Origin of the sequence: Streptomyces sp. NPDC016309, from assembly GCF_043077235.1 — a bacterium.
GTDB lineage: Bacteria > Actinomycetota > Actinomycetes > Streptomycetales > Streptomycetaceae > Streptomyces.
In genome coordinates, this window is sequence record NZ_JBIBSG010000009.1 from 106,588 (window position 1) to 120,108 (window position 13,521).

Genomic DNA, 13,521 nt, shown 5'->3' on the forward strand with positions numbered 1-13,521 from the left:
AAACCTACTCCGAACCTTCGATCGAAGCAAAGTGCCTGGTCGGGGCCGACTGTCAGTGCCGCCCCGCACGATGGGCACATACGGCCACCGCGCCGTCACACGACGACTGGAGGTTCGTCATGGCCGGTACCCACACGGCGGCGAGCGACATCCACCCCGTGCAGCGTCGCGCCGCCGCGCCGCCCGCCGCTCTCGACCTGCTCGGCCAGGCCCGCGCGGGCCTGGAGGAGGCGCGTACCCTCGAAACCCCCAACGAGCGGTACGCCCTCGCCCACCTCGCCGCCCTCCGCACGGCGGCGGCCGTGCTCGCCGTTCACGGCCGCCCCGAGGCCACCCCGCGCAAGCGCCGCCAGATCCGCAGCGCCTGGGAGGTGCTCCCTGAAGTGGCGCCCGAGCTGACCGAGTGGAGCGCCCTGTTCGCCGCCGGCGCCGCCCGCCGGGCCCGCGCCGAGGCCGGCATACGGGGCGCGGCGAGCAACCGCGACGCCGACGACCTCGTCCGGGACGTGACCATGTTCCTGGGCCTGGTGGAGCGGCTGCTGGTGCCCCGGCCGCCGCTGCCGCGGCCCCGGTCCCGGCGGTCGGGCACGGACCGTACGAACTGAGTGCCGGGGCACCGCTCGTGAGGCCATAGGGTGGGAAGCGTTCGTAACCGTCACCGAGGAGTCAACTGCCGTGTCGGACCCGCAGCGCCCCCGCGCCTCCCTTCGTACCGCCGTGGTGTGGGACGTTCTCGAGGACGCCCTCGACCGCCGGGTCAAGGCGGCCGGCAAGGACAGCCTGGACGTCCTCGACACCGGCGGCGGCAGCGGGAACTTCGCCGTCCCCGTCGCGCTGCTGGGCCACCGGGTCACCGTCGTCGACCCCAGCCCCAACGCGCTCTTCGCGCTGGAGCGCCGCGCCGCCGAGGCGGGCGTCGCCGACCGGGTGCGGGGCGTCCAGGGCGACATCCACGGCCTGTTCGACGTCGTCGAGCGCGGCGGTTACGACGCGGTGCTCTGCCACGGCGTCCTGGAGTACGTGGACGACCCCGCCGAGGGCGTGCGCAACGCCGCCGAGGCCCTGCGGCCCTCCGGCGCGCTCAGCCTGCTCGCGGCCGGACTGGGCGGCGCCGTCCTCGCCAGGGCGCTCGCCGGGCACTTCACCGAAGCCCGCCGCGCCCTGACCGACCCGGCGGGCCGCTGGGGCGAGGGCGACCCCGTCCCGCGGCGCTTCACCGCCGAGCAACTGACCGAGGCCGTCGAGGCGGCCGGTGTGGAGGTCGGCGCCGTGCACGGCGTGCGGGTCTTCGCCGACCTCGTCCCCGGCGTCCTGGTCGACACCGAGCCCGGCGCCCTCGACGCGCTGCTCAAGCTGGAGGCCGCCGCCGCCGAGCTCCCCGCGTTCCGGTCGGTCGCCACCCAACTGCACGTGCTGGGCGAAAAGCGGGGCTGATCCGACCAGCGGGCTGATCAGCGGCGCAGCCGCAGATGGAGTACGCCACAGGCCGCCCGCTCGCAGCCGGATCCCCGTATGATCGAGGGACACCATCCGGCATGACGGATCGGAGGACGGGGAATCAACGCCTCACCACCCGAACCGGCATGGCGGTCCGATCGGTGAAAGGCACAGGGCGGGTTTCACGGGGGCGAATCCCTGCCTATCCTGAAAGGGCCGCATACCGGTCGCCCCCAGCGACCGACGACGAGGAGGACTCCGTGCCGCTCTCGGAGCACGAGCAGCGAATGCTCGAGCAGATGGAGCGAGCGCTGTACGCCGAAGATCCCAAGTTCGCGACAGCGCTCGAGGGAAGCGGGCTGCGTACGCACACCCGGCGACGGGTGTACCAGGCGGTCGCAGGCTTCCTGGTGGGTATCGCGCTCCTCATGGCCGGAATGGTCGCCCAGCAGATCTGGATCAGCGTGGTGGGGTTCCTCGTCATGCTCGGCTGTGCGGTCCTCGCGGTCACCGGTTGGCGCAAGGCGCCGAAACCGGGTGAGCAGCAGCAGACCGACGGAGGCACGGCCCACGGCCGGCACCCCCGGCAGCGCCGCTCGATGATGAACAAGATCGAGGAGCGGTGGCAGCGCCGCCGCGACGAGCAGGGCCACTGAGCGCCACGGCATGAGACATGGTGAGGGGCGACCGCCGACGGCGGTCGCCCCTCACCCATGTCCACCCACCCGCCGCCCAGTGATACGAGCGGGTACCCCCGTCCCTGCCGGGGCGCGCGCCGCTCGGCCGTCGGATGCGGCTGGTCCGCCCCGGCACATCCTGGACGCGGCCCCGTTCGATCCGCCCCGGCGCTCAGGCCCGCCCGCGTGACGAGGCCCCGGCCGGGTGGCCGGGGCCTCGTCACGCGGTGGGGCGCCGGGAGGGGCACCCCGGCCGCCGGGTCAGCCGCCCTGGCGGGAGGGGCGGCGGAGCAGGGAGGCGACGCGGGCCACCAGGCGGTGGCGCCGGCCGGCCCACCGGCCGGTGAGCGCCGCCCAGCGGTCCGACACCGCCCACACCACCCGGACGGTCGAGCGGGGGAGCAGCAGCGCGCGCAGCCGGCCGACCCGGCCGGATCCGGCGGCCAGACCCGCACGGATCCGGGCCGCGTCCTCGGCCAGTCCCGCCACGTGGCCCGGCCGGGGGGCGTAGAGCACCTGCTCCACCGCGCCGGCCACCCGGTGGACCGCCTCGGCCGGGGGACCGTCCAGCTCGCCCAGCAGGACGATCCGCTCGGCCGTCTTGCGCGGCGTCCGGGAGTCGTCCGGCGCAATGCCGTGGTCCCACGCCGTGTCCAGGACCTCCTCCCAGGCCGCCAGGGTCCGGGCGGCCACGTCCTCCGGGCCGCGCCCGGCCCGGCCGAGGCGCCGGGCCCGTACCCGCGACCGCCACAGCATCGGCAGCAGGGGCAGCAGTACGACCGCCACCACTCCCGCGGCGACCAGCAGGATCGTGCCCAGCGGCGGCCCCGAGTCGGCCGCGGCGACGGCGCCGGGGTCCTGCACGTCCCCGCACTCGCCCAGGCGCCGCGCCTGCGGCGGGCAGCTCTCCTGGGCGGACGGCTGCGTCGACGGCACCGCGGCGGCGCTCTCCTCCGGCTGCGCCGGTGTGCTCGGCCGTCCCGTCGGCGCCTCCGGCCGCGTGTACTCGGGCGTCGTGCCGCGCGTCGGGGTGGGCTCGAAACGGGTCCAGCCCACGCCCTCGAAGTACAGCTCGGGCCATGCGTGCGCGTCACGGATGCCGACCGACATGTAGCCGCCCGACTGCGGCGCACCGGGGGTGAAGCCGACCGCGACCCGCGCCGGAATGCCCAGCGTCCGGGCCATCGCCGCCATCGAGAAGGAGAAGTGGATGCAGAACCCCTCCTTGTTCTTGAGGAACTGCGAGATCGCGGCCGCTCCCGTGCCCGACGACACCGTGGTGTCGTAACGGAAGCCGCCCTCCACCGCGAACCAGTCCTGGAGCTTGACGGCCCGCTCGTAGTCGGTCGCCGCGCCCCTGGTCACCCGGGCCGCGGTCGACCGCACGTCCGGCGGCAGCGACCCGGGCACCTCGGTGTACTCGCGTTCGAGGTCGGCCGACGGCTGCGGGGCGTTGGCCAACTGCTCCCGGGTCGGCTCCACGACCAGGCTGCGCACCGTGTACTGCGCGCCCTTCGTGGTCTGGTCGCCGTCGCCGACGAGCGTGCGTCCCACCGGCTCGAAGCGCCAGCGCCCGTCGACCTCGACCCGGGACGCGGGGAACGGCATGGGCAGCCACCGCTGTTCGTAGGTGCCGGCGGCCGACACACTGGTCGTGATCTCCGCCGCGTTGACACTGCCGCTCAGCCCGGCCGGCTGCGGCAGCCGCTCGGGGACGTCGACGATCGGGCGCTCGGAGAGCTTCCAGGACGCGCCGTCGAAGTCGTCCAGCGACGTCAGACGCAGATACAGCCCGGACGTGTCCTCGGCGTTGGTGCGGTAGCGCAGCACCTCGCGGTCCTCGGGCTGCGTCAGGTTGTCCTGGAGCGCCACCAGCGGGTTGACCGCGTTGATCACCCCGCCGCCCTTGCCGCCCGCCGCGCCGGTGCCGTCCAGCAGTCCGCCGCCGAGGGCCGGCAGCGCGGCCGGCACGGCCAGCGCGATGCCCAGGGCGACCACGCCGATGCGCCGCCCGGTCCGCACCGGGGCCAGCGGCCCGCCCGCCCGCCCGGCCGGGCCACGTCCGCCCGGGGCCGCGCCGCCGAAGACCCGGCCCCACTGGGAGAGCCGGTCGCGGCCCTCGGCCAGCAGGAGCAGCAGGTAGCCGGAGGCGGCCAGCAGGAACCACAGCCAGCTCGCGCCGCCACCGGACAGGCCGGCCGCGACCGAGTACAGCGCGAGCAGCGGCAGCCCCGCCGGAGCGGCGCTGCGGAATGTCACCGCCAGGGCGTCGACGGCCAGCCCGATCACCAGCACGCCGCCGACCAGCATCAGCCGGATGCCGTCGGTGGCGGGCGCCGGGGTGGCGTACTGCCCGACGTCCTCCGCGCCCGAGGTCAGCAGCAACCCGAACCGCTGGATCGCGTCCGGTCCGGGCAGGAACCAGGCCAGTGCCTGGTCCCGGGCGAAGAGGACGGTCAGCGCCACCAGGCCCACCAGGGCCTGGACCGCGACCGTGAGCGCGCGTGCCGACGACCAGCGCCGCACCAGCGCGCCCGCCCCGCTCTGGAGCGCCACCAGCACCGCGGCCTGGATGATCCACGTGGCCGGATCGACCAGCGGCAGCAGCGCCCCGGCCGCCATCAGCGTGGCGGCGAAGGCGCACAGCGCCAGCCTCCCGCGACCGCTCATGACCAACCCCCCGATACCCCGGACATTCCGCTCGTTCCCCTGCTCGCCGCGCCCGGTCCGGAGGGCGCCCCGCCCGTCCGCCGCCACAACTCGGCCAGCGACGCCCCGGGCGGTACGGCCACCGCCGTCCAGCCCGCGTCCCGCAGCCGCCGCACACTGTCCTCCACCGCGCCGGCCACCGCGCCGCCGGTCAGCCACGTACCGCTGTCCAGGACGAAGGCGACCGCCGCGCCGCTGCGCTGCCGCATCCGGGCGGCCACCGCCGCCTGCTCCTCGTCGAGGTCGCCGATGAACGCGACCAGCAGTCCCTCGTTCCCGGAGCGCAGCAGGTCCAGGGCGCGCGAGAGCCCGGCCCCGTCGGAGTGGTCGACGACCGCGAGGGTGTCCAGCATCAGGCCCGCCGCGTCCGCCGAGTCCTGTGCCGCACCGGTGAACCCGTCACCGTCGCCGGGCAGCGGACTGCCCTCGTCGGTCAGCAGCCGGACGGAGTAGCCCTGCTCCAGCATGTGCACCAGCACCGAGGCCGCGCCGGACACCGCCCACTCGAAGGCGGAGTCCGGCCCGAAGCCCTGGTAGGCCACCTCGCGGGTGTCCAGCAGCACCGTGCACCGGGCGCGCTGCGGCTGCTCCTCGCGGCGCACCATCAGTTCGCCGTACCGAGCGGTGGACCGCCAGTGCACCCGCCGCAGGTCGTCGCCGTAGCGGTACTCGCGCGGGATCACGTCGTCCTCGCCGGCCAGGGCCAGCGAACGCGGCCGCCCCTCGCCGTATCCCGAGGCCTCGCCCGGCAGCCGGCCGGGCGGCAGCGGCTCGGTGCGCGGTATGACCGTGAGCATGTCGTAGGCGCTGAACGAGCGGGTCAGCTCGCACATCCCGAACGGGTCGCTCAGCCGTAGCTGGAGCGGCCCGAGCGGATAGCGGCCGCGCAGGTCCGAGCGGACCCGGTAGGACACCTCGCGGCGCCCGCCCGCCTCCACCCGGTCCAGCACGAACCGGGGCCGCGGCCCCAGCACGTACGGCACGTGGTCCTGGAGCATCAGCAGGCCCGTGGGCAGCCGCGAGATGTTCTCCATCCGCAGGTGGACGCGCGCCTCGGCGCCGGCCGGTACCCGCTGCGGCGCCAGCCGCCGGCTGCCGGCCACCTGGTAGCGGGTGCGGTAGAGCACCAGCACGCAGACCAGCGGCAGGACGGCCAGCAGCAACCCGACGCGCAGCAGGTCCCCCTGTCCCAGTACGTAGGCGCACACCGCCGCCGCGACGCCGGCCGCCAGGAAGGACCGGCCGCGGGTCGTCAGCCCCCCGAGGGCGGCCCGCACCCCGCCCCTGTTCTCGCCGTCCCGGCCGGCGGGCCCCCCGGCCGCCATCACAGCCGCCGTACGCCGGGCTGCTGCTGGCCGTAGAGCGGGGCGCCGGCCGCCGGGCCGCCGGGCATCTGACCGCCCTGCATCGGGCCGCCGGGCACCCGGCCACCGGACAGCGGCGAGCCGTGCGGCGCGGCCGCCGGCGGAGCCGCCGTGGGTACCGGCGTGCGCTGGATGATGTCCCGCACGACCTGCTCGGAGGTACGCCGGTTCAGCTGCGCCTGGGCCGTGGGCAGCAGCCGGTGGGCCAGCACGGGGACGGCCAGTGCCTGGACGTCGTCGGGCAGGGCGTAGTCGCGGCCGCTCAGCGCGGCGGACGCCTTCGCGGCCCGCAGCAGGTGCAGCGTGGCGCGCGGCGAGGCGCCGAGCCGCAGGTCCGGGTGGGTGCGGGTGGCCGCGACGAGCTCCACCGCGTACCGCCGGACCGCCTCGGCCACGTGGACCGTGCGCACCGCGTCGATCAGCTTCACGATGTCGTGGGCGTGCGCCACCGGCTGGAGGTCGTCCAGCGGCGACACCCCGCCGTGCACGTCCAGCATCTGGAGCTCGGCCTCGGCGCTGGGGTAGCCGATCGAGACGCGGGCCATGAAGCGGTCCCGCTGGGCCTCGGGGAGCGGGTAGGTGCCCTCCATCTCGACCGGGTTCTGCGTGGCGACCACCATGAAGGGGCTGGGCAGCTCGTAGCTGTGCCCGTCCATGGTGACCTGGCGCTCCTCCATCGACTCCAGCAGCGCCGACTGGGTCTTGGGCGAGGCGCGGTTGATCTCGTCGCCGATCACGATCTGCGCGAAGATCGCGCCCGGCTTGAACTCGAACTCACGCCGCTGCTGGTCGTAGACCGACACACCGGTGATGTCCGACGGCAGCAGGTCGGGCGTGAACTGGATGCGCCGCACGGAGCAGTCGATCGACCGTGCCAGCGCCTTGGCCAGCATGGTCTTGCCGACGCCGGGGACATCCTCGATCAGGAGGTGTCCCTCGGCGAGCAGCACGGTCAGCGAAAGCCGTACGACCTCAGGCTTGCCCTCGATCACACCCTCCACCGACCTGCGGACGCGTTCCGCCGTGGTGGTCAGATCTGTGAGGCTCGCTCGATCGTCATAGGTCGTCACACGGCCCTCCTCGGCCCGTTCCATGGGCCGTGCGCGACTGACGGCACGGTCCACCCTTGAAACACGGACACCGTCTCCGAACCATTCAGGAGCGGTGTCACCCCCGCATTCTTGTTGCCGTTACCCGTACGTGTCACTCGGCTGTGGACAACCGCGCGCGATATGTCGGAGATGGCGTGTTCCGGGAGGGTGTCCCGTGCCGGGAAACCTCAGGAAGAGGGGTCGATCTCGCGCAGGAGACCCGTCTTCACGTCGAAGACGAAGCCCCGCACGTCGTCGGTGTGCACCAGGAACGGCGACGTCCGCACACGCTGCATGGACTGCCGTACGTCCTGGTCGACGTCGCGGAAGGCCTCCACCGCCCAGGCCGGCCGCTGGCCGACCTCCTGCTCCAGCTCGTGGCGGAATTCCTCCGTGAGCGACTCCAGGCCGCAGCCCGTGTGGTGCACCAGCACGACACTGCGGGTGCCCAGCGCGCGCTGGCTGATGGTGAGCGAGCGGATCACGTCGTCGGTGACGACACCGCCGGCGTTGCGGATCGTGTGGCAGTCACCCAGTTCCAGACCGAGCGCCGCGTGCAGGTCGAGCCGGGCGTCCATGCAGGCGACGACCGCGACGTGCAGCACGGGGCGGGCGTCCATGCCCGGGTCGGTGAAGCCGGCGGCGTACTGCCGGTTGGCCTCGACGAGACGGTCCGTGACCGTGCCGCCGTCGGTTATGGGGCTCGGCGAGGGGTGCGCGGATGCTGAAGTCGTCATGGCTCAAACGTTAATGGTCACGCCCCGCCGCGGCTCGCTGTGAGAGGGGACAAAGAACTCCAACGTGCCTTGTTGTGAGGTAACCCACAGGGGTGAGGGCGGGCCACTGTCCGGGTGAGTCGTCCGTGATCGCGCCCCGTGCGCCGCCGCCCCGCGCGACGCGCTGCCCGGTTGATTGACCGCGCGGGGCAGTGGACTAAAGTGACGCGAAGTTCACGGAGACATTGAGCGAATCCCAGCGAATCCGCAGTTTCTCCCCCCGCGTGTGCGGCGGCAGGTACGGCTCGGCCCTCTCCCGCTCGCCGGTCGGCCGACGCTTTTCCGGCGCCGGCGGGCCTCCCCGGACGGGAGGGATCCGGCAGTACGTCCACCGCGCCGAATCTGAGAGGGCGCATGAGCGAGACCCGACACGTCCCGGTGATGCTCCAGCGGTGCCTGGACATGCTGGCACCCGCACTGGGGCAGCCGGGTGCGGTGGTCGTCGACTGCACCCTGGGCCTCGGAGGCCACAGCGAGGCGCTGCTGACCCGCTTCCCCGAGGCGCGGCTGATCGCCCTCGACCGGGACAAAGAGGCCCTGCGGCTCTCCGGTGAGCGGCTCGCCCGCTTCGGCGACCGCGCCACCCTGGTCCACGCCGTCTACGACGAGCTCCCCGAGGTCCTGGACCGGCTGGGCGTCCCGGAGGTCCAGGGCGTCCTGTTCGACCTCGGCGTCTCGTCCATGCAGCTCGACGAGGCCGACCGGGGCTTCGCCTACGCGCAGGACGCTCCGCTCGACATGCGCATGGACCAGACGACCGGCATCAGCGCGGCGGAGGTCCTCAACACCTACCCGCCCGGCGAGCTGGTCCGCATCCTGCGCCAGTACGGCGAGGAGAAGCAGGCCAAGCGGATCGTGGCGGCGATCGTACGGGAGCGGGAGAAGGAACCCTTCTCCAACAGCGCCCGGCTCGTCGAGCTGATCCGCGACGCCCTCCCGCAGGCCGCCAAGCGGACCGGCGGCAACCCGGCCAAGCGGACCTTCCAGGCCCTGCGCATCGAGGTCAACGGCGAGCTGACCGTCCTGGAGCGGGCCGTCCCGGCCGCGGTGAAGGCCCTCGCGGTGGGCGGCCGGATCGCCGTCCTGTCGTACCACTCGCTGGAGGACCGGCTGGTGAAGCAGGTCTTCGCGGCCGGCGCCACCAGCACCGCCCCGCCGGGGCTGCCCGTCGTGCCGGAGCGCTACCAGCCGAAGCTCAAGCTCCTGACCCGCGGTGCCGAACTCCCCACCGAGGAGGAAGTCGCCGAGAACCGCCGCGCCGCCCCCGCCAGGCTCCGGGGCGCCGAGCGGATCAGGCGGGACGAGCTGTGAGCGGCCGGCCCGGCCGGAAGGACGGGCGCGGGCACGGCGGCGGCGTGGACCACGGACGGGACAGCGGGGCGAACCGGGAGGACAGGTGACCAAGGCGGGACCGCTGAAGGGACGGGCGGCGCGGCTCGCGCGGCTCATGCCGTCCGGGCCCAGCACCGCGGCCCGCACCCCCTTCGTCCTGCTGGTCGTCCTGCTCCTCGGCGGCGGCCTGATCACCCTCCTGCTCCTCAACTCCTCCCTCAACGAGGGATCCTTCCGGCTCAGCGAGCTGAAGAAGAGGACCACCGAACTCACCGACGAGGAGCAGGAGCTCCAGCGGGACGTGGACGGCCGGTCCGCCCCCGACGCGCTGGAGCGCCGGGCCCGTGAACTCGGCATGGTGCCCGGCGGCAGCCCCGCCTTCCTGGGCCCCGACGGCACGGTCCGCGGCGTACCCGGCGAGGCGACGGCCGAGCCCGCCCCGCCCACCGCACCGACGACGTCCGGCAGGTGACGCAGTGCCCCCCACCCAGCCCCCCCGCCGCCGCGTGCCCGCCCCGGCCCGCCCGGAACGCTCCGCCCGCCCGGACCGGCCCGCCCGCCCGGCCGTCCGCCGGCCGCGACCCTCGCCACGCCCGCCCGCCCGGGCCCGCACCATCCGGCTCGGCAGCCCCCGGCCCCGGCTGAGGCTGGTCAGCCTGGGCCTGACGCTGGTCATGCTGGCGTTCGTCGTGCGCCTCCTCCAGGTCCAGGCCGTCGACGCCAGCGCGTACGCCGCCAAGGCCGAGAAGAACCGGTACCAGGAGTTCACGCTGTCCGCCGAGCGCGGCGAGATCACCGACCGCGCCGGGATCGCTCTGGCCACCAGCGTCGACGCGTACGACATCACCGCCGACCCGAAGATGTTCACGCCCGAGGAGAGCAAGGCCCCCGACGCCCCGGAGCAGGCCGCCGCCCTCCTCGCGCCGATCCTCGGCAAGGACCCCGCCGAACTGGTCGCCAAGCTCAAGGCGCCCAAGTCCCGCTACGCCCTGCTGGCCCGCCGCCAGACCCCCCAGGTCTGGAAGCAGATCAAGGACCTGAAGAACGTCTTCGCCGAGAAGGCCCGCGCCGGCAAGGCGGGCGGCGGCACCGGCGTCAGCATCCTGGCCGGCATCTTCAACGAGCCCAGCACCAAACGCGTGTACCCCAACGGCACCCTCGCCGCCGGGATACTGGGGTACGTCAACGCCGACGGGCGCGGCGGCGGCGGCCTGGAGTCCATGCTCGACGAGGAACTGGCCGGCAAGGACGGCAAGATCAAGTACGCCCAGTCCGGCGGCCGCCGGGTGCCCACCGTCGGCGCCCGCGAGACCCCCGCCGTCCCCGGCTCCGACATCGAGCTCACCATCGACCGGGACATCCAGTGGGCCGCCCAGCAGGCCATCACCCGGCAGGTCGAGGAGTCCAAGGCGGACCGCGGCTACGTGATGGTGCAGGACGCCCGGACCGGCGAGGTGCTCGCCATGGCCAACGCCCCCGGCTTCGACCCCAACGACCTGAGCCAGGCCAACTCCGCCGCCATGGGCAACGCCGCCCTCCAGGACGCCTACGAACCCGGCTCCACCGCCAAGGTCATCTCCATGGCCGCCGTCCTGGAGGAGGGCGCCGCCACGCCCTCCACCCACGTGGTCGTCCCCAACCGCCTCCACCGCGGCGACCGGCTGTTCAAGGACGACATCGACCACCCCACCTGGTACCTGACGCTCAACGGCGTCCTGGCCAAGTCCAGCAACATCGGCACCATCCTGGCCACCGGCCAGCTCGGCCCCACCCAGGCCCAGGCCAACCGGGTCCTGCACTCCTACCTGCGCAAGTTCGGCCTCGGCAGCCCCACCGGCCTCGGCTACCCGGGCGAGACCTCCGGCATCCTCGCCAAGCCCCAGGACTGGTCCACCTCGCAGCAGTACACGATCCCCTTCGGCCAGGGCCTGTCCCTCAACGCCATGCAGGCGACGTCCGTCTACTCCACGATCGCCAACGGCGGCGTACGCGTCGAGCCCACCCTCGTACGCGGCACCAAGGGGCCGGACGGCCGCTTCACCCCCGCCCCCGCCCCCCGGCAGACCCGGGTCGTCAGCGAGAAGACCGCCAAGACCCTCGCCGCCATGCTGGAGTCGGTCGTCGACGACGAGGAGGGCACCGGGACCAAGGCCGCCATCCCCGGCTACCGGGTCGCCGGCAAGACGGGTACCGCCAACCGCGTCGACCCCCAACTCGGCCGCTACAAGGGCTACACCGCCTCCTTCGCGGGGTTCGCCCCCGCCGACGACCCCCGGATCACCGTCTACTGCGCCATCCAGAACCCCACCAGCGGCAGCTACTTCGGCGGCCAGATCTGCGGACCCATCTACAAGAAGGTCATGGAGTTCGCCCTCAAGACCCTGCAAGTCGCACCCACCGGCAAACAACCACCCCGGATGCCGGTCACGTTCAAACCCGGCGAGTGAGCCGGCGGGAGCAACCAGTGACAACCACCACCCCCGACCCCGGGAACCGTTCCGGCGGCCACGCGCCCCAGGCGCCCTCATTTAGCCCGATCACGGGTGCGCCCGGTACGCTCACCGCCGTGCCACACGCTGATCAGTCCCGAACCACCCCGACGGACGCCCCCGCGAACCGCCCCGGGGCGCCCCGGCCGGTCCAGGTCCGCCCCACACCCCTGGGCGAACTCGCGGCCCGGCTGGACACGCCCGTGCAGGGCGACGCGGAGGTGACCGGCATCACCCACGACTCCCGGGCCGTACGCCCCGGCGACGTGTACGCGGCCCTGCCCGGCTCCCGCCTCCACGGCGCCGACTTCGCCGGCCAGGCCGCCGACCTCGGAGCCGTCGCGATCCTCACCGACCCGACGGGCGCCGACCGCGCCGCCGCGACCGGCCTGCCGGTCCTGGTCACCGAGGACCCGCGCGGCCGGATGGGCGAGCTCGCCGCCGAGATCTACGGCCGCCCCGGCGGCGACCTGCTCCAGATCGGCATCACCGGCACCTCCGGCAAGACCACCACGGCCTACCTCGTCGAAGGCGGCCTCAAGGCGGCCGGCCGCAGCACCGGACTCATCGGCACCGTGGAGATGCGCATCGGCGGCGAACGCATCAAGTCCGAACGGACCACCCCGGAGGCCACCGACCTCCAGGCGCTGTTCGCGGTGATGCGCGAGCGCGGCGTCGAAGCCGTCGCCATGGAGGTCTCCAGCCACGCGCTGGTGCTCGGCCGGGTCGACGGCTGCGTCTTCGACGTCGCCGTCTTCAACAACCTCAGCCCGGAGCACATGGAGTTCCACTCCGGCATGGAGGACTACTTCCAGGCCAAGGCGCAGCTCTTCACCCCGCGCCGCAGCCGCCTGGGCGTGGTCAACTACGACGACGAGTACGGACGCAGGCTGGTCAAGGAGGCCTCCGTCCCGGTCGTCACCTTCTCCGCCGAGGGCCACCCCGACGCCGACTGGCACGCCGAGGACGTCGAGATCGGCGCCATTGGGAGCACGTTCACCATCGTCGGCCCCGAGGGCGAGCGCATCAGCGCCGAGGCCCCGCTGGCCGGCCCCTTCAACGTCGCCAACGCCCTCGCCGCCGTGGTCACCCTCGCCGCGGCCGGGATCGACCCCCAGACCGCCGCCGACGGCGTCGCCGCCGTCCCCGGCGTCCCCGGCCGCCTGGAGCGCGTCGACGCGGGCCAGCCCTACCTCGCCGTCGTCGACTACGCCCACAAGACGGACGCCGTGGAATCGGTCCTGCGCTCGCTGCGCAAGGTCACCGAGGGCAAGCTGCACGTCGTCCTCGGCTGCGGCGGCGACCGGGACGTCACCAAGCGCGGCCCCATGGGCGCCGCCGTGGCACGCCTCGCCGACACCGCCGTCCTCACCTCCGACAACCCCCGCTCCGAGGACCCCCTCGCGATCCTCGCCGCCATGCTCGCCGGCGCCGCGTCGGTGCCCGTCCACGAACGCGGCGAGGTCGCCGTCTTCGAGGACCGGGCCGCCGCGATCGCCGCCGCCGTGGCACGCGCCCGGCCCGGCGACACCGTGCTGGTCGCCGGCAAGGGCCACGAGCAGGGCCAGGACATCGCCGGAGTGGTCCGCCCCTTCGACGACCGCTTGGTCCTCCGCGAAGCAATCCAGAACAGTCAGGGATGAAGT

Annotated in this window: 11 protein-coding genes; 7 read left to right on the plus strand and 4 right to left on the minus strand. The window is 73.9% G+C overall.

Going from position 1 to position 13,521, the window contains the following annotated elements:
• The first annotated feature begins 119 nt into the window (after nucleotides 1-119).
• The 3 genes from ACF068_RS23025 to ACF068_RS23035 all read left to right on the plus strand — a co-directional run bounded on the left by ACF068_RS23025 (nucleotide 120) and on the right by ACF068_RS23035 (nucleotide 2,093).
• Complete coding sequence (locus tag ACF068_RS23025) at nucleotides 120-605, plus strand: SAV_6107 family HEPN domain-containing protein (RefSeq protein ID WP_392276155.1); 486 nt, start codon at nucleotides 120-122, stop codon at nucleotides 603-605.
• 70 nt (nucleotides 606-675) lie between these two features.
• Nucleotides 676-1,434, plus strand: coding sequence for a methyltransferase (locus ACF068_RS23030; protein WP_392276156.1), 759 nt, complete (start codon nucleotides 676-678; stop codon nucleotides 1,432-1,434).
• Between the two features lie 263 nt (nucleotides 1,435-1,697).
• Entirely contained in the window at nucleotides 1,698-2,093 is a 396-nt protein-coding gene (locus tag ACF068_RS23035) for a DUF3040 domain-containing protein (RefSeq protein ID WP_392276157.1), read from the plus strand.
• Nucleotides 2,094-2,375: 282 nt separating this feature from the next.
• Here ACF068_RS23035 and ACF068_RS23040 read toward each other — a convergent pair whose 3' ends face one another.
• From ACF068_RS23040 to ACF068_RS23055, 4 genes are all read right to left on the minus strand, one after another.
• A complete protein-coding gene (locus ACF068_RS23040; RefSeq protein ID WP_392276158.1) occupies nucleotides 2,376-4,784 on the minus strand; it encodes a DUF3488 and DUF4129 domain-containing transglutaminase family protein in 2,409 nt (802 codons plus the stop codon).
• Nucleotides 4,781-6,148, minus strand: coding sequence for a DUF58 domain-containing protein (locus tag ACF068_RS23045; RefSeq protein ID WP_392276159.1), 1,368 nt, complete (start codon nucleotides 6,146-6,148; stop codon nucleotides 4,781-4,783). The genes ACF068_RS23040 and ACF068_RS23045 overlap by 4 nt, the downstream gene beginning before the upstream one ends.
• The gene (locus ACF068_RS23050) at nucleotides 6,148-7,257 is read right to left on the minus strand and encodes an AAA family ATPase (RefSeq protein WP_392276160.1); all 1,110 of its coding nucleotides are present in this window, start codon (nucleotides 7,255-7,257) and stop codon (nucleotides 6,148-6,150) included. Before ACF068_RS23050 ends, ACF068_RS23045 begins: the two co-directional genes overlap by 1 nt.
• Nucleotides 7,258-7,466: 209 nt before the next feature.
• The gene (locus tag ACF068_RS23055; RefSeq protein WP_392276161.1) at nucleotides 7,467-8,015 is read right to left on the minus strand and encodes a beta-class carbonic anhydrase; all 549 of its coding nucleotides are present in this window, start codon (nucleotides 8,013-8,015) and stop codon (nucleotides 7,467-7,469) included.
• 393 nt (nucleotides 8,016-8,408) lie between these two features.
• On the opposite strand from ACF068_RS23055, the gene rsmH reads away from it, so the two are divergent.
• The 4 genes from rsmH to ACF068_RS23075 all read left to right on the plus strand — a co-directional run bounded on the left by rsmH (nucleotide 8,409) and on the right by ACF068_RS23075 (nucleotide 13,518).
• Nucleotides 8,409-9,365 carry a 16S rRNA (cytosine(1402)-N(4))-methyltransferase RsmH gene (gene rsmH / locus ACF068_RS23060; RefSeq protein ID WP_392276162.1) on the plus strand — a complete coding sequence of 319 codons (957 nt, stop codon included), beginning with the start codon at nucleotides 8,409-8,411 and terminating at the stop codon, nucleotides 9,363-9,365.
• Between the two features lie 85 nt (nucleotides 9,366-9,450).
• Entirely contained in the window at nucleotides 9,451-9,858 is a 408-nt protein-coding gene (locus ACF068_RS23065) for a septum formation initiator family protein (protein WP_392276163.1), read from the plus strand.
• 4 nt (nucleotides 9,859-9,862) lie between these two features.
• Entirely contained in the window at nucleotides 9,863-11,833 is a 1,971-nt protein-coding gene (locus tag ACF068_RS23070; protein WP_392276164.1) for a peptidoglycan D,D-transpeptidase FtsI family protein, read from the plus strand.
• Between the two features lie 17 nt (nucleotides 11,834-11,850).
• Nucleotides 11,851-13,518, plus strand: coding sequence for a UDP-N-acetylmuramoyl-L-alanyl-D-glutamate--2,6-diaminopimelate ligase (locus ACF068_RS23075; RefSeq protein ID WP_392276165.1), 1,668 nt, complete (start codon nucleotides 11,851-11,853; stop codon nucleotides 13,516-13,518).
• The last annotated feature ends 3 nt before the right edge of the window (nucleotides 13,519-13,521 follow it).

Coding starts and splice junctions, on each gene's coding strand:
- ACF068_RS23025 (WP_392276155.1), top strand. CDS start 120: ATGGCCGGTACCCACACGGCGGCGAGCGACATCCACCCCGTGCAGCGT.
- ACF068_RS23040 (WP_392276158.1), bottom strand. CDS start 4,784: ATGAGCGGTCGCGGGAGGCTGGCGCTGTGCGCCTTCGCCGCCACGCTG.
- ACF068_RS23045 (WP_392276159.1), bottom strand. CDS start 6,148: ATGGCGGCCGGGGGGCCCGCCGGCCGGGACGGCGAGAACAGGGGCGGG.
- ACF068_RS23055 (WP_392276161.1), bottom strand. CDS start 8,015: ATGACGACTTCAGCATCCGCGCACCCCTCGCCGAGCCCCATAACCGAC.
- rsmH (WP_392276162.1), top strand. CDS start 8,409: ATGAGCGAGACCCGACACGTCCCGGTGATGCTCCAGCGGTGCCTGGAC.